This window comes from Micromonospora parathelypteridis (assembly GCF_014201145.1).
In the GTDB taxonomy this organism is placed as follows: Bacteria; Actinomycetota; Actinomycetes; order Mycobacteriales; family Micromonosporaceae; genus Micromonospora; species Micromonospora parathelypteridis.
In genome coordinates this window covers 4,633,105-4,655,354 of sequence record NZ_JACHDP010000001.1, presented here as the reverse complement: position 1 = coordinate 4,655,354, position 22,250 = coordinate 4,633,105, and the positions used below count along the sequence as shown (strand labels likewise).

General features: G+C 72.3%; 21 protein-coding genes and 1 pseudogene. 3 read left to right on the top strand and 19 right to left on the bottom strand.

Features of this window, described 5'->3' with window-relative positions; all coding sequences use genetic code 11:
• Positions 1-209 precede the first annotated feature (209 nt).
• Together HNR20_RS21000 and HNR20_RS20995 are read left to right on the top strand one after the other, a co-directional pair.
• Positions 210-1,214 (top strand): tyrosine recombinase XerC, encoded by a 1,005-nt coding sequence (locus HNR20_RS21000; protein ID WP_184182413.1) that lies wholly within the window; start codon positions 210-212, stop codon positions 1,212-1,214.
• Positions 1,215-1,258: 44 nt separating this feature from the next.
• On the top strand, positions 1,259-2,440 hold the full coding sequence (locus HNR20_RS20995; RefSeq protein ID WP_184182411.1) for an aminotransferase class V-fold PLP-dependent enzyme: 1,182 nt from the start codon (positions 1,259-1,261) through the stop codon (positions 2,438-2,440).
• A gap of 7 nt (positions 2,441-2,447) precedes the next feature.
• On the opposite strand, the pseudogene HNR20_RS20990 reads toward HNR20_RS20995, so the two are convergent.
• Positions 2,448-3,059, bottom strand: a pseudogene (locus HNR20_RS20990) (murein hydrolase activator EnvC family protein); the annotation flags it as partial.
• Positions 3,060-3,270: 211 nt separating this feature from the next.
• Here HNR20_RS20990 and HNR20_RS20985 point away from each other — a divergent pair.
• The gene (locus HNR20_RS20985) at positions 3,271-4,413 is read left to right on the top strand and encodes a sulfite oxidase (protein ID WP_184182409.1); all 1,143 of its coding nucleotides are present in this window, start codon (positions 3,271-3,273) and stop codon (positions 4,411-4,413) included.
• Between the two features lie 63 nt (positions 4,414-4,476).
• Here the strand turns inward: HNR20_RS20985 and HNR20_RS20980 are convergent, their stop codons facing one another.
• The 18 genes from HNR20_RS20980 to proS form a co-directional block, all read right to left on the bottom strand.
• The gene (locus HNR20_RS20980; protein ID WP_007075222.1) at positions 4,477-4,800 is read right to left on the bottom strand and encodes a DUF2469 domain-containing protein; all 324 of its coding nucleotides are present in this window, start codon (positions 4,798-4,800) and stop codon (positions 4,477-4,479) included.
• Complete coding sequence (locus tag HNR20_RS20975; RefSeq protein ID WP_184182408.1) at positions 4,797-5,609, bottom strand: ribonuclease HII; 813 nt, start codon at positions 5,607-5,609, stop codon at positions 4,797-4,799. The genes HNR20_RS20980 and HNR20_RS20975 overlap by 4 nt, the downstream gene beginning before the upstream one ends.
• Positions 5,603-6,088: an NUDIX hydrolase gene (locus HNR20_RS20970; protein ID WP_184182406.1), complete on the bottom strand. Its 486-nt coding sequence runs from the start codon at positions 6,086-6,088 to the stop codon at positions 5,603-5,605. The genes HNR20_RS20975 and HNR20_RS20970 overlap by 7 nt, the downstream gene beginning before the upstream one ends.
• Positions 6,089-6,135: 47 nt before the next feature.
• The gene (gene lepB / locus HNR20_RS20965; RefSeq protein ID WP_184182404.1) at positions 6,136-6,771 is read right to left on the bottom strand and encodes a signal peptidase I; all 636 of its coding nucleotides are present in this window, start codon (positions 6,769-6,771) and stop codon (positions 6,136-6,138) included.
• Positions 6,772-6,781: 10 nt separating this feature from the next.
• Positions 6,782-7,648: a signal peptidase I gene (lepB, locus tag HNR20_RS20960; protein ID WP_184182402.1), complete on the bottom strand. Its 867-nt coding sequence runs from the start codon at positions 7,646-7,648 to the stop codon at positions 6,782-6,784.
• 183 nt (positions 7,649-7,831) lie between these two features.
• Positions 7,832-8,188 carry a 50S ribosomal protein L19 gene (gene rplS, locus HNR20_RS20955; RefSeq protein ID WP_184182400.1) on the bottom strand — a complete coding sequence of 119 codons (357 nt, stop codon included), beginning with the start codon at positions 8,186-8,188 and terminating at the stop codon, positions 7,832-7,834.
• A 143-nt stretch (positions 8,189-8,331) separates the two neighbouring features.
• Entirely contained in the window at positions 8,332-9,105 is a 774-nt protein-coding gene (trmD, locus tag HNR20_RS20950; protein ID WP_184182398.1) for a tRNA (guanosine(37)-N1)-methyltransferase TrmD, read from the bottom strand.
• A 10-nt stretch (positions 9,106-9,115) separates the two neighbouring features.
• The gene (gene rimM / locus HNR20_RS20945; RefSeq protein WP_184182395.1) at positions 9,116-9,667 is read right to left on the bottom strand and encodes a ribosome maturation factor RimM; all 552 of its coding nucleotides are present in this window, start codon (positions 9,665-9,667) and stop codon (positions 9,116-9,118) included.
• The gene (locus tag HNR20_RS20940) at positions 9,667-9,927 is read right to left on the bottom strand and encodes an RNA-binding protein (protein WP_172862164.1); all 261 of its coding nucleotides are present in this window, start codon (positions 9,925-9,927) and stop codon (positions 9,667-9,669) included. The genes rimM and HNR20_RS20940 overlap by 1 nt, the downstream gene beginning before the upstream one ends.
• Positions 9,902-10,387 (bottom strand): 30S ribosomal protein S16, encoded by a 486-nt coding sequence (gene rpsP, locus HNR20_RS20935; RefSeq protein ID WP_184182393.1) that lies wholly within the window; start codon positions 10,385-10,387, stop codon positions 9,902-9,904. The genes HNR20_RS20940 and rpsP overlap by 26 nt, the downstream gene beginning before the upstream one ends.
• Before the next feature lie 219 nt (positions 10,388-10,606).
• Positions 10,607-12,685, bottom strand: coding sequence for a geranylgeranyl reductase family protein (locus HNR20_RS20930; protein ID WP_184182391.1), 2,079 nt, complete (start codon positions 12,683-12,685; stop codon positions 10,607-10,609).
• Position 12,686: 1 nt separating this feature from the next.
• Positions 12,687-13,670, bottom strand: coding sequence for a polyprenyl synthetase family protein (locus tag HNR20_RS20925; protein WP_184182389.1), 984 nt, complete (start codon positions 13,668-13,670; stop codon positions 12,687-12,689).
• A gap of 2 nt (positions 13,671-13,672) precedes the next feature.
• Positions 13,673-15,265 (bottom strand): hypothetical protein, encoded by a 1,593-nt coding sequence (locus tag HNR20_RS20920; RefSeq protein WP_184182387.1) that lies wholly within the window; start codon positions 15,263-15,265, stop codon positions 13,673-13,675.
• 33 nt (positions 15,266-15,298) lie between these two features.
• Positions 15,299-15,535, bottom strand: a complete 237-nt coding sequence (locus HNR20_RS20915) for a hypothetical protein (protein WP_229687459.1) — start codon at positions 15,533-15,535, stop codon at positions 15,299-15,301.
• Entirely contained in the window at positions 15,528-19,301 is a 3,774-nt protein-coding gene (locus tag HNR20_RS20910; RefSeq protein WP_184182383.1) for a PKD domain-containing protein, read from the bottom strand. The genes HNR20_RS20915 and HNR20_RS20910 overlap by 8 nt, the downstream gene beginning before the upstream one ends.
• 114 nt (positions 19,302-19,415) lie before the next feature.
• On the bottom strand, positions 19,416-19,982 hold the full coding sequence (locus HNR20_RS20905; protein ID WP_184182381.1) for a hypothetical protein: 567 nt from the start codon (positions 19,980-19,982) through the stop codon (positions 19,416-19,418).
• Positions 19,983-20,085: 103 nt separating this feature from the next.
• Positions 20,086-20,706, bottom strand: coding sequence for a ribonuclease FAU-1 family protein (locus HNR20_RS20900; RefSeq protein WP_184182379.1), 621 nt, complete (start codon positions 20,704-20,706; stop codon positions 20,086-20,088).
• Positions 20,707-20,755: 49 nt separating this feature from the next.
• The gene (proS, locus tag HNR20_RS20895) at positions 20,756-22,162 is read right to left on the bottom strand and encodes a proline--tRNA ligase (RefSeq protein WP_184182377.1); all 1,407 of its coding nucleotides are present in this window, start codon (positions 22,160-22,162) and stop codon (positions 20,756-20,758) included.
• Positions 22,163-22,250 lie beyond the last annotated feature (88 nt).

The following is a 22,250-nucleotide window of genomic DNA, read 5'->3' as shown; positions in this document are numbered from 1 at the left end:
TCTCGTCGCGTCCATCGCACTCGTTGGCGGTCTGGTCGCGCTCCTGGTCAAGAGGACCAACCGCCGCTAGTCGGGGGTGGACGAACACCGGCATCATCGTGGCCGGTGACGGACGACGATCGGCCGTAGGCTGGTGCCGTGCCAGCTGTCATTGGGGATGCCTGGGCCGATCGACAGGCCAGCGCGCCGACGCGACCAGTGCGGCCTCGATGAGCCGACCGGGCCGGGGCAGCACCCGGGCCATGCACCAGGCGCTACCGCCAGCGTTGCGCGACGCGGTCGACGATTTCGCCGAGCACCTGTCCCGGGTTCGTAACCGCTCGGCGCACACCGTCCGCGCGTACGTCACGGATCTCGTCTCGCTGCTCGACCACGCCGTGCGGATGGGCTGCGTCGACCTGGCCGAGGTGGATCTGTCGGTGCTGCGCAGCTGGCTGGCGCGGCAGCGCACCATCGGTGCGGCCCGCACGTCGTTGGCCCGGCGGGCCGCGTCGGCGCGGGCGTTCAGCGCATGGGCGCACCGGGCCGGGCTGCTCCCCGCCGACGTGGGCGCCGCGCTGGCCAGCCCTCGGGCACACCGGGAGCTGCCCAGCGTTCTGCGCGCCGACCAGGCCGCCGCCCTGGTCGAGGCGCCGGCCCGGCAGGCACCGGTCGCGGACCCACCACCGGACGGGTCGGCATCGGGCGCAGCGAAAGAGCCCGCGACCGAGGCGGTGCCGCTGCGCGACCGGGTGCTGCTGGAGCTGCTCTACGGCACCGGGGTACGGATCAGCGAGGCCTGCGGGCTGGACGTCGGGGACGTCGACCACGGCCGTCGGGTGATCCGGGTGCTCGGCAAGGGTGGGCGCGAGCGGTCGGTGCCGTACGGGGTGCCCGCGCAGAGGGCGTTGGACGACTGGCTACGACAGGGTCGGCCAACGCTGGTTGCCGCCCGTTCGGGCGATGCGCTGCTGCTCGGTGCGCGCGGCGGCCGGCTCAACCCGACGACCGCGCGGCAGATCGTCGGCGGGTACGCGCAGACCGCCGGCCTACCCCGGACCAGCCCGCACGGCCTGCGCCACTCGGCCGCCACTCACCTGTTGGAGGGTGGTGCGGATCTGCGTGCCGTGCAGGAGCTGCTGGGCCACTCGTCGCTGGCCAGCACCCAGATCTACACGCACGTCTCGGCGGAGCGGCTGCGTGCCGCCTACCGGCAGGCGCACCCGCGCGCCTGATCAAGCGCCGGAGGGCGAGGAACCCCGGCGGTTACGATCATCAAGTGAGCGTCCCGCAACCCCCTGAGCCGATCCCGGGCGCGCGCCTGCTGTTCTCCCTCGATCCGGCGGTCAGCCATCTCAACCACGGCTCGTTCGGCGCGGCCCCGATCGGCGTGCAGCGAGCCCAGCAGCGGCTGCGCGACGAGATGGAGGCCAACCCCCTGCGCTTCTTCACCCAGGGGCTGGTCGACCGGATCGCGCACACCCGCCGGCACCTCGCCGGGTTCCTGGGCGCCGACCCGGACGGCAGTGCCCTGGTGGGCAACACCACCACCGGCGTCGCCGTGGTGCTTCAGTCGCTGGGCCTGCAAGCCGGTGACGAGGTGCTCAGCACCGACCACGGGTACGGGGCGGTGAGCCTGTCCATCCAGCGCGAGTGCCGCCGCACCGGGGCGGTCAGCCGCGTCCTGCCGATCCCGTTGGCCGCCACCGACGAGCAGATCGTGCAGACCATCCGTGCCGGCCTGCGCTCCGGACGGACCCGGCTGCTCGTCGTCGACCAGCTCACCTCGGCCACCGCGAAGCTCTTCCCGACCGCCGCCATCGTCGGGGTGGCGCGCGAACACGGCGTGCCGGTACTGGTGGACGCCGCGCACGCCCCCGGGATGTTGGGCACCACGGTGAGCAGCATCGGCGCCGACTTCTGGGTGGGCAACCTGCACAAGTGGGCGTACGCGCCGCGCGGGACCGCCCTGCTGGCGGTGGCACCGCGGTGGCGGGACCGGATCGAGCCGCTGGTGGTCTCCTGGGAGCAGGACTCGGGCTTCCCGGCCCGGATCGAGTGGCAGGCGACTCTCGACTACACCTCCTGGCTGGCCGCCCCGGCGGGGCTGTTCACGCTGCGCAGTCTCGGTGTCGACCGGGTACGGGCGCACAACGCCGCGCTCGCCGCGTACGGCCAACGGGTGGTGGGGGACGCTCTCGGGGTGCCCCCCGCTCAACTGCCCGACCCCGGCGGGCCGGGGGTGTCTCTGCGCCTCATCCCGCTGCCGGCGGGGACTGCCACCACCATCGACGCGGCGCGGGCGTTGCAGACGCGGATCGGCGAACGGCTCGCCGCCGAGGTCGCGGTGATGTGCTGGAACGGCCGGGGGTGGCTGCGGCTCGCCGGCCAGGTCTACAACACCGCCGACGAGTACGAGCGGCTGGCCGTGCGGCTGCCGGCGCTGCTCGCCCAGCGCTGACGCTGACCCCGTCGACCGGAAGCAGTCGCACCGCGCCGAGGCCGAGCAGGGCCAGGGGGTCCAGATATTCCGTGCCCCGGCGCAGGCCCCAGTGCAGGCACGCTTCGGCCGGGCAGCCCGGATGCCCGGGCAGCAACTCGCCCAGCGGCGCGCCGGCGGTGACCGGCTGGCCGGCGTGTACGGATGGTCGGACCGGTTCGTGGGTGGTCCGCAGCCCGTCGGCGTGTCCCACGGTGATCACCGGTCGGCCGGCCACCACGCCGGCGAAGAGCACGATGCCGGACCCGGCGCTGCGGATCACCGCTCCGGGCGGTGCGGCCAGGTCGACGCCCCGGTGCCCGGCCAGCCACGGCCGGGGCGGCGGGTCGAACCGGCGCACCGGCCGAAGCGGCCCGGCGACCGGCGAGCGGAACCGCCCCGGCCCGACGCCCGCCGCGGCAGGCCCGGCGACCGGCACCGAGACAGCCACCGGCACGGCCCTCGACGCTGGGCGGCCGGGCACCGCCGCGACCAGGACCGCCAGCCCGCAGAGCAGGACGGTCAGCGCGAGGGGGAACGCGGCGCAGAGCAGCACGGTCCGGCTGATGGACCCGGTACGCGGGGCGGATGGCGGTCTCATGACGGCAGCCTGGTGCCGAGGCCGGGTCGTCCGCGCGCCCGGCCGACCCGGCTGTGGACAACCGGCGGCGCTGTGGACGACCACCAGAAGCGCCGATGATCTGCTATGCCCGGGGACCGAGGATGCTGCCCGGGCCGTGTTCGGGCCGGCGCGGAGGGCCTAGGCTGGGCCGCGTACGGCGGGTGCCGCCGTTTGGACCGGGGAGGCCCGCATGACCACGCTCGACGACCGGACGTCGCCCCCCAACGGGCCGACGGTGGCCGACGTGAGCGAGCCGTCCCGGCTCGCGGAGCCGGACGAGGCGATCAGCGCCGAGGAGTTGCAGCTCGCCGCCCGCAACCACGGCATCCCGTTGGAGGCGCTGCGCTACGACGTCACTCCCGCCGGGCTGCACTACCTGCTGATCCACTACGACATCCCAGAGGTCGACGCGGCGACGCACACGCTGACCATCGGCGGCGCGGTGAACCGGCCGCTGACGGTCACTCTTGCCGAGCTGCGCGAGCGGCCCCGGGTCACCCATCAGGTGACCCTGGAGTGCGCGGGCAACGGTCGAGCCCTGCTGCACCCCCGGCCGGTGAGCCAGCCCTGGCTGGTCGAGGCCGTCGGGAACGCCGAGTGGACCGGCACCCCGCTGGCGCCGTTGCTGCGGGAGGCGGGCCTCGGGCCGGACGCGGTGGACGTGGTCTTCACCGGCGCGGATCACGGGGTCGAGCGCGGGATCGAGCAGGACTACCAGCGGGCGCTGCCGGTCGCCGACGCGCTGCGCGAGGAGGTGCTGCTGGCGTACGAGATGAACGGTGCTCCCCTGCTGCCGCAGCACGGCGCGCCACTGCGACTGATCGTGCCGGGCTGGTATGGCATGGCGCACGTCAAGTGGGTCCACTCCATCGAGGTCCGGACCGAACCCTTCGAGGGCTACCAGAACGCGGTGGCCTACCGGGTGCGCCGTGACGCCGACGACCCGGGCGTGCCGGTCACCCGGATCGAGCCGCGGGCGTTGGTCCGACCGCCCGGTTTTCCGGACTTCATGTCCCGTCGCCGGGTGGTGCGGCCCGGGCCGTGCACCCTGGATGGTCGGGCCTGGTCGGGGCACGCGCCGGTGGTCGCCGTGGAGGTGACCACCGACGGCGGGGAGAGCTGGACCCCGGCCGAACTGGACCCGGCGGGCGGCGGGGACTTCGCCTGGCGGCGCTGGCGACACGAGTGGGTCGCGACGCCCGGTCGGTACGTGCTCGGCGCGCGGGCGACCGACGCGTCCGGGCGGACCCAGCCGGTCGAGCAACCGTGGAACCGTGGCGGCTTCGCCAACAACCTGGTGCAGCGGGTCGAGGTCGTGGTGCCGGCCGAGTGACCAGCGGCAGGTGCTACGCCACGGGTGGGGGGCCCGTGGCGCGGCCGGGCGGCACGGGTGCGATCAGCCGCCGAAGCCGGAGTCGGCCGGGAGCGAGATGTCCGGCTTCTCGAGCTCCTCGACGTTGACGTCCTTGAAGGTCATCACCCGGACGTTCTTCACGAAGCGGGCCGGACGGTACATGTCCCACACCCAGGCGTCGTGCATCTCGACCTCGAAGTAGACCTCGCCGTCGGAGTTGCGCACGTGCAGGTCGACCTGGTTGGCCAGGTAGAACCGACGCTCAGTCTCCACCACGTACGAGAATTGGCGGACAATGTCGCGGTACTCCCGGTAGAGCTGCAGCTCCATCTCGGTCTCGTACTTCTCGAGATCTTCCGCGCTCATCGCACTCCGCCTTCCATGGCCACATCTTCCCCCACCGGCGTCTGAGGCCGAGGCTGCTCGCCCAACGCCACGCCGACGGTACCCCCTGACGCCCCGGAGCGCTCCATCGGCTCTTCCGGGCCGTAACCGCCGGGCCGTCGGGCCCGCGGCGGCCGACCGTCGCGGCCGGAGACCGCGGCGACATTGACGTACGAGAACCGGTGCTCCCGGCACGGCCCGTGCTCGCGCAGCGCCGCGGAGTGCTCCGGAGTGATGTAGCCCTTGTGCTCGGCGAAGCCGTACGCCGGGAACACCTCGTCCATCTCCACCATGATCCGGTCTCGGGTGACCTTGGCCAGCACGCTGGCTGCAGCGACGCACGCGGCCACCCGGTCGCCCTTCCACACCGCCAGCCCCGGCACCCCCAGGCCGTCCACGCCGAAGCCGTCGGTCAGCACGTACTCCGGCCGCGTGGTGAGCGAGGCGAGCGCCCGGCGCATCGCGGCCAGGTTGCACACGTGCAGCCCGCGGGCGTCGACCTCCTCGGCGGGGATGACCACCACGGCGTACGCGAGTGCACGGTCCACGACCTCCGCGTACACCCGTTCGCGGCTGGCAGGGGTGAGCAACTTCGAGTCGGCCAGCCCTTCGATCTCGCCGCGCCGACCTTCGGGCAGCACCGCGGCGGCGGCGACCAGGGGACCGGCGCAGGCGCCCCGGCCCGCCTCGTCGGCGCCGGCGACGTGCCGGAAGCCGCGCCGCTGCAGCGCCCGTTCCAGGGCGTACAGCCCGGCCTCCCGGCGCACGACGGTACGCGGCGGGGTCAGCACGACGACTCGTCCAGGTCGGCGGCGGTCGCCTGCCCCAACCGGTTCAGCAGGGCGGGCAGCCCAGCGGGGTAGAACCGCTCCCCGCTGGCCGCCAGCTCGTCGGGGAGCCACCAGCGGTGGCCGGCGATGCTGCGCTGCTCGATGTCGTCGAAACCTGCCGTGTCCACCTGCCAGGACTGCACTCGAAGGAGGAAGAAGTCCTGCTCCTGGCGGTACCACGTGCCGTCGAACGAGAACTCGGTCGTGTCGGACCAGACCGGCTCACCCAGCTCGGCCGGGTCGAGCCGCAGCCCGGTCTCCTCGGCCAACTCTCGGGCCGCGCCCGCCGCCGAGGACTCCCCCGGGTCGAGCCCGCCGCCCGGGGTGAACCAGTAGCGGTGCCCTGGCCGGGCCGGGTCGAAGCCCTCGAACAGCAGGACCTGGCTGGCCGCGTCGACGAGCAGCACGCGGGCGGCGCGTCGAGGGGTGTAGACGGTCACCGCCCCAGCCTGCCAGACCGATGGCGGATCGCCCACGCCCCGTCGGTCTACGGCTTGGGAATGCCGTCGAACTCGTCGGGCACCGTCAGCCAGGTGGCCCGACTGACCGGCCAGAAGACGGTGAATGCCCGCCCGACCACTTCGTCCTCGGGGATCGTGGCCTCGGTGATGTTCTGCCCGGACTGCTGCCAGTGCTCCAGTGAGTCACCCGAGGCGGAGCGGTGGTCACCCATCACCCACAGCCGGCCCTTCGGCACGGTGATGTCGAACTCCTGGTCGGCCGCCTTGTCGCGGATCCCGTCCATCGAGAAGATGTACGGCTCGTCCAGCGACTTGCCGTTGATCATCAGCCGTTCCTGCGGGTCGCAGCAGACCACGTGGTCACCGGGGATGCCGATCACCCGCTTGATGAAGTCCTCACCCTTGGGGTTGCCGCTCCACTCGATCGGAGCCTTGAAGACGATCACCTCACCGCGGTGCGGCGATCGGAAGTCGTAGACCAGCTTGTTGACCAGCACCCGGTCATCGATCTTGAGAGTGTTCTCCATGGACGGGGAGGGGATGAAGAAGGTCTGCAGCACGAAGGCGCGGACCAGCACCGCGACCAGGATCGCCACACCCAGCAGGATCGGCAGCTCCTTCCAGAAGGAGCTGCGCGGCTTGTCGGTCTGCTCGTCAATCACGCCAAGGAGCCTACGTTGCCGAACTGGACGTCATCGTCCGGAACGCGCGGGAACCCCGTAGGGCGGCAGCCAACGGGAGAATCAGCAGCACACCGCCCTGTGGGGTCGGTCGCACCGGGGGCGCGCCCGAGGATGCCGCGCCCGGCCCGGACACGTCGTCGAACGTCGACGGCACCGACAGCGAACTCCACCGCGACGAGGGCCAGACCACCATGAAGGCCCGGCCGACCACGTTGTCGATCGGCACCGGGCCCTGGCAGCGGGCGTCCTGGGAGACCTCGCGGTGGTCGCCCATCACGAAGATCTGACCGGGCGGTACGACGACCTCGTCGAAGCGCCGGGAGCGGCACTCCGACGGGTTGGGCGGCAGGTCCAGTGGAGAGTCCCGCAGGACGTACGGCTCGTTGAGCGGCGTGCCGTTGACGGTCACCCGACCCTGGCTGTCGCAGCACTTGACCCGGTCGCCGGGTAGGCCGATCACCCGCTTGATGAAGTCCTTCTCACCGGGGCGACTCACCCCAACCAGGTCGCCGACGGTCCGGGTCAGCTTGCCGGCGAAGCCCGGCTCGGGCTGCTCGTCGACCTGCGGCGCCCAGCGGTCGGTGCCCCGGAAGACCACCACCTCGCCGCGTACCGGGTCACGGACGTCGTAGACGACCTTGTTGACCAGCACCCGGTCCCCGATGAGGAGCGTGTCCTCCATCGAGCCGGACGGGATGAAGAACGCCTGCAGCAGGAAGGTGCGGATCAGCACCGCGAGGCAGAACGCGACGACCAGCAGCAGCGGAAGCTCCTGCCAGAGGGGCATCTGCCGCCGGCTGCGGCGGGCCCGCCGGCGCCACGGATCTACGGTGCCGTCCTCGTCAAGCGTCTGCACGCGCACTCCCCGGTCCACAGAAACACCACCGCCCGGGAGCCTCGTCGAGGCTCCACGGGCGGTAGTGGACGGCTGCCCGCCACGTGGGCGGGCCCGCCGCTTTGCTGCGCCCGTGACGACCAGGGTAGTGCGGTCTGGTCGTCACGGCATACGCGCAGGTCAGGCGGCGTGGCGAGCGGGGGGTCAGCTGGGCAGCTTCTCCCGCTTCTCCTTGATCTTGGCCTTCTTGCCGCGGAGCTCGCGCAGGTAGTACAGCTTGGCGCGACGCACGTCACCGCGGGTCACGATCTCGATCCGGTCGATGCCCGGGCCGTTGAGCGGGTAGGTCCGCTCGACGCCGACACCGAAGCTGACCTTGCGGACCGAGAAGGTCTCGCGCAGACCGTCACCCTGGCGGCGGATCACGACGCCCTGGAAGATCTGGACACGGGACCGGTTGCCCTCGACGACGCGGGCGTGCACCTTGACGGTGTCACCGGCCCGGAAGTCGGGAAGGTCGGTCCGCTTCGACTGGGCGTCAAGGGCGTCCAGGATGTTCATCGCTGCGTCCTCGTAAGGCTCACGGCGCACCGTCACTCGGTGCGCGGGTGGGTGATTCTGATCCCCGGGTGGTGGTCGGCGAGCCGACCCCGGTCGGGGATCCTCGCAGCCGCCCACGGGCGCGGGCGGATGCGGCAACCCCCCTACTTTGCCACATCCCCCGGTGACGACTGAAATCCGGCCCGGTCCAGTGCCGCGATGTCCCGTTTGTCGAGCCGATCGGCGGGCAGCGCGGCGAGCAGGTCGGGGCGCCGGGCGGCGGTCCGCAGCAGACCCTCCTCGCGCCGCCAGCGGGCGATCTTGCCGTGGTCGCCGGAGCGGAGCACCTCCGGCACGTCGTGCCCGCGCCAGCTCGGCGGCTTGGTGTAGATCGGGGCCTCCAGCAGCCCGTGGGCGTGCGACTCCTCGTCCAACGAGCCCGCGTTGCCCAGCACCCCCGGCAGCAGCCGGGTGACCGCCTCCAGCATCACCAGGACCGCGACCTCGCCGCCGAAGAGCACGTAGTCACCGAGCGAGACCTCGGTGACCGGCATCCGGGTGGCGGCGTGCGCCAACACGCGTTGGTCGATTCCCTCGTAACGGCCGCAGGCGAAGAGCAGATGCGACTCGGCGGCCAACTCGTACGCCATGGCCTGCGTGAACGGCACACCGGCCGGCGACGGCACCAGCAGCCGGGGCGGCGGGGCCTCGGCCGGCGCGAGGGCGTCCAGCGCCTCCCCCCACGGCTCCGGGCGCATCACCATCCCCGGCCCACCGCCGTAGGGGGTGTCGTCGACCGTGCGGTGCACGTCGTGGGTCCAGGTCCGCAGGTCGTGCACGGCAAGCTGGAGTACGCCGTTGGCCCGCGCCCGCCCGATCAGCGACAGGTCCAGCGGGGCGAAGTACTCCGGAAAGATCGACACGACGTCGACGCGCATGGGGGTGGTCCTAAAGATCGAGCAGTCCGGCCGGCGGGTCGACGATCACCCGTCCACCGGCGAGGTCGACCTCCGGAACGATCGCCCGGACGAACGGGATCAACGCGGTACGCCCCTCGGGGCGTCGCAGCACCAGCAGGTCGGAGGAGGGTGCGTGGTCGATCCGAGCGACCTCGCCCAGCCGTTCGCCGGCCGGGGTCACCACGGCCAACCCGACCAACTGGTGGTCGTGGAACTCCTCCGGATCGTCCGGCGGGGCCACGTCGGTGCTGTCCACCACGAGCAGCGTCCCGCGCAGCGCCTCGGCGCCATCGCGGTCCAGGATGCCCTCGAAAGCGACAAGCATCCGACCCTGGTGGAAGCGGGCTTCCTCGATGGTCAGCTCCGCCGGAACCCGGAACAGCACCCCGGGTCCGTCCGCAGGAGGGGGTGTCGCCCCCGGCTCAGTGCGCAGCACTGTGCCGGGGGCGAACCGTGCTTCGGGCTCGTCGGTCCGCACTTCCACGGTGACCTCACCGCGGACACCGTGCGGCTTGCCGATCCTGCCGACGACGAGCTGCATCAGTACGAGTCGACGATGTCGACGCGTACCCCGCGCCCGCCGATGGAGCCGATCACCTGGCGCAGCGCCTTGGCGGTCCGGCCGGACCGCCCGATCACAGTGCCGAGGTCCTCGGGGTGCACGCGGACTTCGAGCCGCTTGCCCCGACGGGAATCGACCATCCGCACCCGGACGTCGTCCGGGTGGTCGACGATGCCCTTGACCAGGTGCTCCAACGCCGGACGCAGAGGCATGTCAGGCCTGCTCACCGGCGTCGGCAGCGGCGGGAGCCTCGGCCGGAGCCTCGGTCTTCGGCGCCTCAGCCGCAGCCTCGGTCTTCGGAGCCTCGGCAGCCTTGGCGGCCTTCTTGGCCGGCTTGGCCGGGGTCTCCGGGGCGAGCCCGGCGGCAGCCTTCGCCTCAGCCTCGTACGCCGCCTTGCGGTCGGCCCGCTCGGGGGCGACCAGGAGCGGCGGCGGGGCCGGCAGGCCCTTGTACTTCTGCCAGTCACCGGTCAGCTCCAGCAGCCGCTGAACCGCCTCGCTCGGCTGAGCGCCGACGGACAGCCAGTACTGGACCCGCTCCGACTTGACCTCGATGATCGAAGGGTCTTCCTTCGGCTGGTACACACCGACGAACTCGATCGCCCGGCCGTCACGCTTGGTGCGCGAGTCGGCGACGACGATGCGGTACTGCGGGTTGCGGATCTTGCCCATCCGCAGGAGCCGGATCTTTACGGCCACAGTTGTTTCGCTCCTGTTGCGATCTCACCGACCCGTACGGGCGGTGTGCATGGGTGAGCGCCGACCGGACCCGTGGGGTTGGGCCGGAGACTACTCGGTGGACTAGCGACGTGCCCGGGTTAGAGGGCGCCGGACGCGCGCCGGATACCAGCGACCCATTCTGCCAGATGGAGCGCCGATCACTCGCACCGGAGCCCCAGGCGGGCCCGCCCGTCGCCGCTACGTGACCGACATCACCCTGCCTTCGGGGTCCACGGGGCCCGGCAGCCCGGGGGCGGCCAGCCGAGCCAGCAGCTCGCGGGCCGGGCCGGCGGGCACCACCCGCAGCGCCTCGCGCGCCCGTTGGGCGTGCTCGGCGACCAGGCCGAGCAGCCCGGCCACCCGAGGGTCGTCGCGCGTAGCCGCCCCGGGCTGCGCCGACCCGCCCCACCGGGACGCCCCTGCCAGCTCCCGAAGCTGCTCGCCGAGGGCGTAGGCCGCACCGACCTCGCGACCGTACGCGGCCAACGCGTTCACCACCGGCACCCGGGCGCCTCCGAGCCGACCGCCGAGCCGACACGGCAACTCGAACGCGATGGCGGCCCGCCCGGCCAGGACAGGACCACCGGCCGACGACGGGTCGTCACGCAACTCCAGAGCCCGACCCTCACAGGCCACGGTCAACGCCTCGGCGAACTCGGCGACCACCGGGCCACCGCCCTGCGCGGCGAACTCGTACGCGCGGGCCAACAGGAAGTCCGCGACCAACACCGCGAACCGGTTGCCCCACGGCGTCGGTCGGGGCCCGGCCGACCGGGTCTCCTCCCGGGCGCTGTCCACCGCCAACCCGGCGAGCAGACCCAGGTCCACCGCCGCGGCGAGGGCGTGCCGTAGCGAGTGTTCACGGCCCCCGACCGCTGCGGCGACCAGCAGCAGCACCGCCGGACGCAGCGAGAGGGTCGACAGATCCTCGTCCACCCCGCCGAGCCGGACGAACATCGGCCAGTCCTCCCGAACACAGCCGGCCAGCAGTTCGCCCACCGCCAGGAGATCGCGCCGCAGGTCGCGGGCGAGTTCCGGAGCCGGCCGGGGCAGCGGGTCCAGCAGGACACCGGCCCGCGCCCCGTCCGGGAAGAGCGCCAGCCGGCGGCAGAGGGCGAAGAGTGGGCGGTCGTCGTCGAACGTGGCGTCGAGCACCCGCCAGGCGAGCAGGTACCGGCGCACCGAGTACCGACCGGTCTCGAAATAGCCGGACTGCCGGGCGGCCAACTGCCGGGCGTACGGAGCTGGATCCACCGGTCCTGCTCCGGCGCGACGGAGCGCCGTGTCGATCCGGTCGGCGGCGAGCAGGCCCGACTCCAGGGCGAAGCTGATGCCCTCGCCGGTGAACGGGCTTACCAGCCCCGCCGCGTCGCCGACCAGCAGCAGGCCCGGCACACCGCACCGGGACGGGTCGAAGTCCAGCCGCAGCGGCGCACCGGTCATCGGTCCGGCCGGACGGGCCGCCCGAAACCGGTGATCGGTCGCCGCCAACTCGGCGACGAAACGCTCGTACAGCAACCGGACGTTCTCCCGGTGGGCCGGGTCGAAGAGGCCCACGCCGACGTTGGCCGTCCCGTCGCCGACCGGGAACACCCAGCCGTAGGAGGGCAGCACCCGTCGGTCCGTTACGTCCGCCAGCGGTAGGTGGATCTCCAGCAACTCGTCGAGGTCCGCCACCTGGGTGAAGTAGCCCCGGGCGGCGAACCCGGTCCACTCCCGGTCCGGACTACGCAACCCGGCCTGGTGAGCCAGCCGCGAGGAGGCCCCGTCGGCGGCGACCACCGCCGGGGCACGCAGCGCGAATCGGCGGCCCTCGTACTCGACCTGCACGCCGTGGACCCCGGCGGCGCCGCCGAGCAGCCGCGTGGCGCGTGCCCCGGTCCAGAGCACCGCCCCGGCGCGTACCGCCCGGCGGCAGAGCACCGCGTCCAGCTCCAGCCGGGGCACCACCATGCCGTACCCGGTGCCGTCGGAGTCCTCGTAGTGGAAGTCGCGCCCACCTCGCCCGCGCATCCGGATCCGCACCCCGTCGACCCGCTGGGCGCCCGTCAGCTCGTCGAGCACTCCCATTCCGGCGAGCAGACGCACGGCGCTGCGGGTCAGGCCGTCGCCGCAGCACTTGTCGCGGGGGAACTCGCGCCGGTCGATCAACAGGACCCGGCGGCCCAACACCGCCAGCCGGTACGCCGCGGCCGCACCGCCGGGGCCGGCGCCCACCACGATCGCGTCGAAGCCGTCGAGCCGGTCCGGAACCATCGTCGGGGTCGGCGTGACCATCTCAGCCCGCCCGGCTGACGGCGTAGTCGGCGAGTCGGACCAGCGAGTCCCGGGCCGGGCCTGGCGGCAGCGCGTCCAGGCGCCGGGCGGCCTGCGCGGCCCTGCTCCGGGCCTCGGCGAGGACCTCGTCCACCGCACCCGAGGCGACCACCAGGTCGGCCACCTCGGCCAGCTCCGCCGGAGTGGGTTCGCGTACCTCCAGGAGGTCGCGCACCCGCCCGGCCGCCGGTGTGTCGCGGGCCAGCAACCGCAGCACCGACATGGTGTAGACCCCTTCCCGTACGTCCGTCAGCGGCCGCTTGCCGAGTGCCGCGTAGCTGCCGCGCACATCGAGCGCGTCGTCGGTGAGCTGGAAGGCGACTCCGAGGTCGTGGCCGTACCCGGCGAGCGCCTCCACGGTCGCCGGCGGTGCCCCGGCGAGCAGCGCGCCCAACCGGCAGGGCAACTCGAACAGGGTCGCCGTCTTGCCGGCGATGATCTCCAGGTGCTCGGCCTCGGTCAGTCCGGTGTAGAACGCGTTCTCCGTCTCACGGAGCTGGCCCGTGCAGAGCGCGACAAGCGCGGCGGCCGCCTCCCGGCCGTACCGGTCGTCGAAGGCGGCGAGCAGGGCGATCGCCCGGGCGACCAGGAAGGTCCCGGCCACCACGGCCGCCGGCTCGCCCCATTCGGCGTTGACGCTGGGGCCGTGCCTCCGGGTGACGGCCCGGTCCATCACGTCGTCGTGGTAGAGCGAGGCGAGGTGCAGCAACTCCAACGCCGCGGCGACGTCGAGCAGGTGTGCCGGACGGACGGTGCCGAATTCAGCCGCGACCAGCAGCAGCGCGGGACGGATCCGCTTGCCGCCACGGCGTTGCAGTGCCGTCGCCATCGCCCACAAGGCCGGGTCCGACGCGGCGACGGCCTCCCGCATCCGCCGGTCCAGGCCGGCCAGCGCCTCAAGGGTACGGGCGCTGGCCAGCCAGTCCGGGCCGGTTGCGTTGCCCACTGTCACCGCTTCCGCTTCGGCTTCGGCTTGGGCTTGGTGGGCTTCTCAGCCGCCGGTTGGCCGGGGTCACCACCGCTCCCACCGCCACCGCAGCCACAACCACCGTCGCCCCGCCGGCCACTGCCCGGAGCACACAGCGTCGGCACCCGCTCGACAAGTTCCTGCGCCTTGTGCAGCAGTTGCTCGTCGTCGAGCATCCGCAGGATCTCCACCGGAGTACGACCGACGGCGTCGTTCGCCAGCGCCAGCACCTCCTCGGCGGCGGAGACCTCCTCGGCGGTCATCCGGTCCGCGAAGCGGCGCAGCGTCTTGCGGGCCTCGTCGAGGTGCTCGGTCGTGAGCGTCGCCTCGGACCGCTGCGGCTGGAGCAGTGCCGCACGGGCCGTCTCGGCGTAGGTGTCGTAGAGCTTCTGCAGGTGCCGCCGATCGGCGTCGGAGAGCTTCGACGCACGGGCCCGGGCCACCAGCGCGTCCTCGTTGGCGAAGTAGGTGTCGACAGCGAACCGGCCGACCCTGGTCTGCTGCAGGTAGCGCTGCCGGAACTCCTTCTCGACCGCCACGTCGAGGTCGACGTCACGGTCCAGGACCCGGCGGGCGGCGCTGCTGGAGGCGCAGCCGCAGGCGCTCTCGTTGCCACCCTCGCCGCCCAGGTAGACCACCGACCCGGAGTCGCCACCCTCGGACAGGTGGGCCGTGGCGATCTGGCCCTCGAAGGTGGCCACGCCGACGCCGGGGCCGTAGTCGATGCTCGCGCTGACATCCAGCTCGGTCACCGTGGAGGTGGTGTACTCCGTGGTCCGGCCGACCTTCTCCACGTTGCTGCCGATGTCGACGCCGGCGATCGCACCCGCGCCGCTCAGGAAGGTCACGTCGAGTTGGCGCAGCACCTCGTCGATGGGATTGATCAAAGTCCGGTTGCACGAGCCGGCGAAGAGCAGACCGATCGCCGGATGGTCGCTGCTGGCCACCGGGAAGATGTCGTCCTTGACCCGGTCGATCACGTCGTTGGGCTGGGCGACCTGGCCGATCGCGCAGTCCACCCGGTTGCCCGCCGGGTTGATCATGACGAATCGCTTGAGCGTGGCGATGGTGTCGGCCGGCGCGGTGCCGCCGTCGTACGAGCCGGGCTGCACGATCGCGTCGCCGATCGCCCCGGCGTTGGAATTCGCCAGCACGTGGTTGTTGCTCAGGATGCAGAGCGAACCGTCGGTGTTGTCGGTGACCAGCGCGCCAAGCGTGCCGGCCGTGACGTCGATGTGCGCGACGCTCACCCCGTTGGGTGCCGGACGTTCCCGGGCGGTGAACTCCTGGGCGAAGAACGGTCCGGTCTCCACCACGTCGACCTCGACGAAGTCGGGCCCGAAGTAGACCCGCCGCGGCAGCAGCCGGGTGGTGGGCAGGAACTGCCTCGGCACCTTGCGCACCACGTACACGACCAGGGCCGGCTCGTCCGTGCGGCGGCCGCTGACCTCCCGTCGGCCGTAGGCGAGCCCGCTGACGTTCGGGTCGCCGAGCAGCCCGGCCAGTGGTCCTTGACGGGCTGCCCGAGCCAACGCCCGGGCCTTGACGTAGCTGTCGTCGTTCGGATTGGACATGGCCGCCTCCTGCCGGTGCAACGGGGTGATGGATCAGGTTCGGCGGGCCTCGAACGGCCCGGTGAGCACGAAGCGCAGCGCGACACCGTCGACGCGCTCGCTGGTGAGGGCCACCAACACGGGGTTGGTGACGTAGACGGTGATGACATACGGGCCGGACGGGTCGGGCCGGCCGATGCCGGTGCCGACGGCGGCGAACCGTCGGGTGAGGTCGGCCCGGTGCGCGGCCAGCACGGCACGGACGGCGTCGAGCGAGTCAGGTTCAACCACAGCAGCCACCACGGAGCGGCGGGTCGGTCCGACGCGTCGGACCGGTGACACCGGGGTCGATCGGAGCGGGGTGCGACGTGGGGTCGCCGTGGTCGTCAGCGGAGTTGTCGCCGGGCTCGGTGTCGTCGTCGTACTCGGCACAGAGCCGGACCAGCAGCCCTTCCGCCGACCGTCCGACGATCCGGACGGCGACGATGCCGGGGCCGACGAGAGTCACCGTCGCCGGGCCCGGTGGCGAGTTCGCCGGCACGTCGACGCGGTCGAGCTGCGTACCGTCGTCGTCGAGCGCGGTCAGCTCGACCGGTTTGCCGCCCTGGTTGGCCAGGGTGACGACGACCCGGTCCGCCGGGTGGGGCAGTTCGACCTGGACGCCGGCGCCGAGTTGGAGGGCCGCGCCGCCGGTCGGTAGCCCGACCGCGACGACGACCCGGCCGGCGCCGTCCAGGGAACGGATGAGGAACTCGTGGTCGGTCCACTCCGCCGGGTACTGCGTGCCGGGCTGACGGCCGGCGAAGTCGAGGCAGTCGCGCGGCCTTGGCGGCGGCTGCTCCGGCGGGCAGTACGGCTGCGCCGCCAGCAGGTCCACGTCGTCGAACCACACCCGTCCGCCGCCCCTTCGGGGTTCACCCCCGCCGGCGGCGGCCTCCAGGAAGACGGTCACCGCGGCGGCCTGGGCGGCGACGCGTACCGTCAGCGGGCTCCACCGCTGGGCGCTCGTGCCGTCGGTCCAGACGACGGCGGCGGAGGTCGGGTCGGTGCCGCCGGTGGGGTCGACGCCGAGCCGAGCCGTCGCGGGCTCGGCCTGGTCGAGGTCGTACCAGGCGGTGAGCTGGTAGGCCCAGCCCGGGTTGGCCCCGATCTGCTGCCGGACGCCGACCCGCTGCTGCGGACCTGGCACGAGCCCCTGGGCCCGGCGACCACCGTGCACCACGAAGTTGCTGGCGACGTGTTGGCCGGTGCCGCCGGCCGCCGAGCCGGCCAGCACGTACGGCTCCCAGCCGTTGGCGACCTGTCCGGTGGTGCGCTGGGCGAACCCGTCCTCGAAGTGCCGGTTGACCACGTCGATGGCCCGGACCACCAACTCGTCGAACCCGGTCCCACCGTCGTCGTCGACCACCGTGCACCGGGTCAGGAACGTGCCGCAGTCCGGATAGCGGTGGGACAGCACGGCGGTCCCCCGGCCCGCCGGCGGCTCGTGCGTCTCGGTGACCACGGCCGGAAGCGGCGGGGTGCAGTCGCCGAAGTCCCAGACGGCGGTGTGCGTGTCGCACCAACCGGGATCGGTGAACCGGGCGGTGAGGGTGAGGACCGTGCAGGGGTAGGTGAACAGATCGGGGCCGGCGTCGACCACGGGCGGGACGTTGCGCACCGTCACGGTCCTGGTGTCGGTCGCCATCCCACCGTTCTGGTCCCGGACCCGCAGGGTCACCTCGTACACACCGTTGTCGCACCAGGCGTGCTGGACGGTGCTGGTGCCCTCGGCCCGGGGCGGGGTGTTGGTCTCCACGACCGTGCCCGGCTCGGTGGGTTGGGCGTCGCCGAAGTTCCAGGTGGTCTCGTGGGTGTCGGCGTACTCGACGTCGCTGAACCGGCCGACGAGTGTGACCATCTCGCCCTCGTCGACGGTGAGGTCCGGGCCGGCGTCGACAGTGGGCGGCACGTTGGCGACGTACACCAACGCGAAGTGGCGGCTGGTGGCGCCGCCGGGCTGGTTGATCGTCAACGAGTGCGCCGCCAGGTAGGCGCCGCTGGCGGCGTAGACGTGGTTGACGTTCTCGGTGGCGGCGGGTGCCGTGCCGTCGCCGGTCAGCCAGGTGTAGCCGGCCGCCGCGCTGGTGTGCCCGGCGGCCAACAGCAGGGCCGACTGGGCCGTCCCGGTGTACGGTCCGCTGCTGCGGGCGGCGAGTACCTCGGTGCTCTCACAGGAGCTGAGCACCTCCAGGTCACCGGCGAGGACGAGGCCGTCGGCGTTGATCACGATCGGGTCGAAGAAGACGGCCCTGACCCGCCCGATCCGGGCCAGCTCGGGCGGCCAGCCGGTGATGCCGCTGACCGCTCCGGTGATCGGGTCGACGAGGCGCGATCCGCCGATGTTGTTGACCACGGCCGTGACCACCGCGGCGACCACGATGATGATGATCCCGATCAGGATGCTCCCGGCACCGAAGCTGATGATCGCCAGGATGACGGCGATGACCCAGAACAGGACCGACTCCTCGGGGTCGACGTCCGGTTCGCCGATCAGGTGGTTGTCCATCCGCTGGACGCCGTCGGGGTTGAGGTCGCCGCTCGGGGTCCAGTGCAGTCCCACGTCGGCCCGGAAGCTGGCGTCGACGTCGATGCTGCCGAGGATCGCGTCGATGACGGTCAACTCCCCGGTCATCCGGATCGACCCCTCGCGGAGTACGACGTCCAGCTCGCGGACGTCCGCCTTGTCGTCGCCCTGGTCGACACGGCGCGGCAGGTCGCTGTCCGCCCAACCGTTGGTGACCCGGGCGGAGTCGATGTTCTCCTGCACGATCGTCCCGTCGAGCAGGATGGCGAAGTCCCGCCCGGCCGGTACGACGTTGGTCATCGCCCCGATGTCGGCGCCCTCGCCGGCGTTGATCGCGATCACCAGCAGGTCGGCGAAGACCCGGGTGGCGACGTTGTCGGCCTCGAACACCTCGCCACCGACCTCCGGCGTCCACAGGGCAAGGAAGCCCCGGGCGGCCAGGTCGTCGAAGAGCAGGTCGCCGATGGCCGTCTCGATCTGCGCCACGGTGGGCACCACGACGCTCTGCGACCCGAAGCCGTGCACCAGCGCCGCCCCCTGCTGGTTGAGCTGGGCTTGCAGCGCGTTGTCGAGGAACCCGAAGAGGGTGGCGTTGTTGGTGGTGAAGTGGGTGCCCTCGATGCCGGGCGCCGGGTTGATCGCCCCCGCCACCACGGTCGCGGTGTCGAAGCGCAACGTGTACGCCCCCGGCGGGGTCTCCAGCGGCACCGTGATGGCGAGCCGCGTCTCCACAGCCATCGGGTCGGCCAGCGCGGGTGCCGCACCACTGCCGACGATGTGGAACATCCGCAGGTAGATCGGCATGCTGATGAGGACGTGCCCCGGATCCGGCTGACTGACGTCGATCCGGTGGGCGGGATCAGCCTGGTCGTCGTAGATCTCCAGGTGGGTGTCGAGGGTGTAACTGCCGACGCCGAGGCCCAGCACCAGCCCGGTGTCGTCCTGCTCGTGCGGGATCGCCGGGATCCCGGGATGCAGCACGCCCCCGGGGCCGCCGTTCTCGTACGCGAAGTGGATGTACTCCCCGAGGATCTGGACGAGTTTCGGGGCGAGAGGGTCGCCGCTGGTCAGGGTCGCGGTGACCGCGCTGCGGGGCAGGCCGTCAAAGCGCAGCCCCACGTTCTTCGAGTCGGGCAGCACCCCGATCGGCACGGCGGCGTGCGCGGTGGCGGTGAGGTCCAGCAGTTGCGCGGATGGCACCGGCGGGTCGGCGACGGTCACCTGGATGACCAGGCCGAAGGTGAGTTCGCAGCCGTCGATGTCGGGTCGTGGGGTGGCGTCGAGCTGGTCGCGGGGGATCTCCACCTGGCCACCGGCCGTGGTGAACCCGCCGATGCCGAGGCCGGCCGGGACCGGCAGGTATTGCGGAATGCGTCCCTCGTCGGTGCTGGTGTCGCCGCACTCGGCCGACTTCCAGGCACCCTGCAGGGCCTTGCGGAGAACGGGCGAAGTCGCCTCGACGACGACCTCGAAGCCATGGGTGTCGGCCATTGGTCCCCCTTCGGGGCCGATGTGGTGGAGGCCGGAGGGTGTGGACGGCCGGATGCCGGACCGGACGTCAGGACATGCTCGGGGGCCGTCGCCGCGCGACGGGCCGCCCGATGGTCAGCGGGGGTTGGTGTCGGGTTCCGGCGACTGGAGCCGGCCGTTCGCGGCCGTCAACGGTGTGGTCACCGCGCCGCTGAGGATCGCGGCGAAGGCCTGCGGGGGCGCGAACCTCGGCCGGCGGGCGGAGATCCTCCGGTACTCCAACAGCGGTTCCATCACCGGGTGCCGGTCCCGGAACGGTTCCAGCGGGTCGGGGCCGGCACCGCCGGGCTGCCAGCGCGGCGGGTCGGTGTCCGGTTCATCGCCGTCCGAGCACGGCAACACGCCCAGGTCGGTCAGGAGACGGCGGACGGCGGGGCCGTCGTCGGGGTCGACCTGGCGGTCGACCAACCGGGCGATCGTCGTACGCAGGTCGGCGAGCTTCTCGGCGGCGGCCGGTCCGAGCCGGATGCGGTCACCGATGCCGGTACGGGTCTCGGGGTTGAACTCGTAGCCGAGGTGCTCGACGGCCAGCAGCGGATTCGTGGCTGCCGCGATCGCGACGGCGGGAGCGGCATTCAGCCGGGCGAGGATCACGCCGGCGCGGGCCTGCAGGTCGGAGAAGGTGTTGATCTGGTCGGCCATCGGGCCTCCCACCACTGGGGGTGTCGTTGCCTGAAACCCTAGGCCGACACACCGCTCGCACACCCTCTATGTCTGCAGGATGACACAGGGTAATCGATGCAGGTCAGCGAACTGGTGGGCGGTCCCAGCCGGCAGGCAGCCCATCCGGTACGCCCCAGTTCGGCGGCGGGGTGTAGTCACACCAGGTGCCGTCGAACGGAAAGACGCCCGCCTCGGCGAGGCCGATCACCCGCTTGCCTTCGGCGCGTACCGCGGCCTCGTCGGTCACCCAGTAGTCGGCACCGAAGGCCAGCCGCTCGACGAACTCCTCCTCGTCCTTCCACTGCCAACTGAGGTCCGGGTGGACGACCACGTCCAGGTCCTGGTCCACCACGTCCACCCCGGCCACCGAGCCGTCGTCCCACCGGACGCCCGGCTCCTCCAGGTTGACGTACCAGCTCAGGAAGCGCCCCTGGGCGTCACGGAACCACCAGACCGAGTGGGCCGCGCCGGTGGGCAGGAACTTCAGCAGCGGCGGGCCGTTCCAGTGGCCCTCCGCCAGCCGGTACGTCGACGAGATCCACTGGGCGAACGGCATCGACCGCATCCCCAGCCCCGCCTCGGTCACCTCGTGTGCCACCGGCGAATCCCGGGCGATCCACACCAGCAACCCTCGATCGTCGTCACTGACCACACGGGCCGGCCGAACCCACCCGATCCGACCGTGCCGCACGTTTCGATGCATGATCAGCCGACCGGGCGCGAACCGGTCGACAGGGTTGCCCGGCCGCACCTCAGTAGGCGCGGGCGAGGATGGCGATCAGGTCGGGCTCGTCCTCGGAGTCCGGCACCGAGCCGTCGGCACGCAGCAGGCAGCGCACCGTGACGCCCTGACCGTTCGCCTCGGCCTCGCCGGCCACGCCGACCGCCGACCACGGCACCCGGGCCCAGCCGGTCGCGGCGGCCTCGATCGCCTCGGCGAGGGTCGCCACCTCGACCGTGCGCGACTCGCGGTTGGCCAGCGCCTGGTCGTGCAGCACCTGCTGGTCGGTCTCCAGGGCGGCCAACACCGCGCCGACCACGTCGGCCACCGGCGTCGGGGACTTCGAGCCGTCCGTCCGCCGCACCACGACCGCGTTGCCGGCGGCCAAATCACGGGGGCCCACCTCGACGCGTACCGGATAGCCGCGCAGCTCGGCGTCGACGGCCCGGCGGCCGAACGGGGTGTCGGTCCGGTCGTCGAGCGCGACCCGGACACCGGCGTCGCGCAGGCCGTCGCGCAGCTTGGCCGCCGCCTCGCCCACGCCGTCGCCGTCCTTGACCACCATGACGTACGCCTGGATCGGCGCCAGCTTCGGCGGCACGCGCAGACCGTTGTCGTCGCCGTGCGCCATGATCAGGCCACCGAGCATCCGGGTCGACGTGCCCCAGGAGGTGGTCCAGGCGTGCTCCCGGCCGCCCTCCTTGGAGGAGTAGCTGATGTCGAACGCCTTGGCGAAGTTCTGGCCCAGCTCGTGGCTGGTGCCCAGTTGCAGCGCCTTGCCGTCGCCCATCATGCCTTCGCAGGTGTACGTGGCGGTCGCGCCGGCAAACCGCTCGCGCGTCGTCTTCAGGCCCACCACGACCGGAATGCCGATCACGTTGACCATCAGGTCCTCGTACGCCTCGTGCAGGATCCGCCGCGCGTACGCCCGGGCGTCCTCGCGGGTGGCATGCGCGGTGTGCCCCTCCTGCCAGAGGAACTCGCTGGTACGCAGGAAGATCCGCGGGCGCAGCTCCCACCGGACCACGTTGGCCCACTGGTTGAGCAGCAGCGGCAGATCCCGGTACGAGTCGATCCACTTGGCCATGAACTCGCCGATGACCGTCTCACTGGTCGGGCGCACCACCACCGGCTCGGCGAGCGGCTTGCCACCACCGTGGGTGACGACCGCCAGCTCCGGCGAGAAGCCCTCGACGTGCTGGGCCTCACGCTTGAGGTAGCTCTCCGGGATGAAGAGCGGGAAGTACGCGTTCTCCGCGCCCGCCGCCTTGATCCGGGCGTCCATCTCGGCCTGCATACGCTCCCAGATGGCGTAGCCGGCCGGTCGGATGACCATGGTGCCGCGGACCGGGCCGTTGTCGGCCAGCTTCGCCTTGGCGATCAGGTCCTGGTACCAGCGGGGGAAATCCTCCGCACGGGGAGTGAGCACGCGTGCCATGACCGCACATCCTATGCGGCACGCGGACGGCCACCGCGCCCGGGAGTCGCCGTCGTGTCTCGCGGACCGCTCGCGCGCTGCGCCGCCC

What these genes read in the sequence shown, in the direction of transcription:
- HNR20_RS21000 (WP_184182413.1), top strand. Translation starts at nt 210, where the DNA reads ATGAGCCGACCGGGCCGGGGCAGCACCCGGGCCATGCACCAGGCGCTA.
- HNR20_RS20985 (WP_184182409.1), top strand. Translation starts at nt 3,271, where the DNA reads ATGACCACGCTCGACGACCGGACGTCGCCCCCCAACGGGCCGACGGTG.
- HNR20_RS20980 (WP_007075222.1), bottom strand. Translation starts at nt 4,800, where the DNA reads ATGAGCGCGGAAGATCTCGAGAAGTACGAGACCGAGATGGAGCTGCAG.
- rplS (WP_184182400.1), bottom strand. Translation starts at nt 8,188, where the DNA reads ATGAACATCCTGGACGCCCTTGACGCCCAGTCGAAGCGGACCGACCTT.
- trmD (WP_184182398.1), bottom strand. Translation starts at nt 9,105, where the DNA reads ATGCGCGTCGACGTCGTGTCGATCTTTCCGGAGTACTTCGCCCCGCTG.
- rimM (WP_184182395.1), bottom strand. Translation starts at nt 9,667, where the DNA reads ATGCAGCTCGTCGTCGGCAGGATCGGCAAGCCGCACGGTGTCCGCGGT.
- HNR20_RS20930 (WP_184182391.1), bottom strand. Translation starts at nt 12,685, where the DNA reads ATGGTCACGCCGACCCCGACGATGGTTCCGGACCGGCTCGACGGCTTC.
- HNR20_RS20920 (WP_184182387.1), bottom strand. Translation starts at nt 15,265, where the DNA reads ATGTCCAATCCGAACGACGACAGCTACGTCAAGGCCCGGGCGTTGGCT.
- HNR20_RS20910 (WP_184182383.1), bottom strand. Translation starts at nt 19,301, where the DNA reads ATGGCCGACACCCATGGCTTCGAGGTCGTCGTCGAGGCGACTTCGCCC.
- HNR20_RS20905 (WP_184182381.1), bottom strand. Translation starts at nt 19,982, where the DNA reads ATGGCCGACCAGATCAACACCTTCTCCGACCTGCAGGCCCGCGCCGGC.
- HNR20_RS20900 (WP_184182379.1), bottom strand. Translation starts at nt 20,706, where the DNA reads ATGCATCGAAACGTGCGGCACGGTCGGATCGGGTGGGTTCGGCCGGCC.
- proS (WP_184182377.1), bottom strand. Translation starts at nt 22,162, where the DNA reads ATGGCACGCGTGCTCACTCCCCGTGCGGAGGATTTCCCCCGCTGGTAC.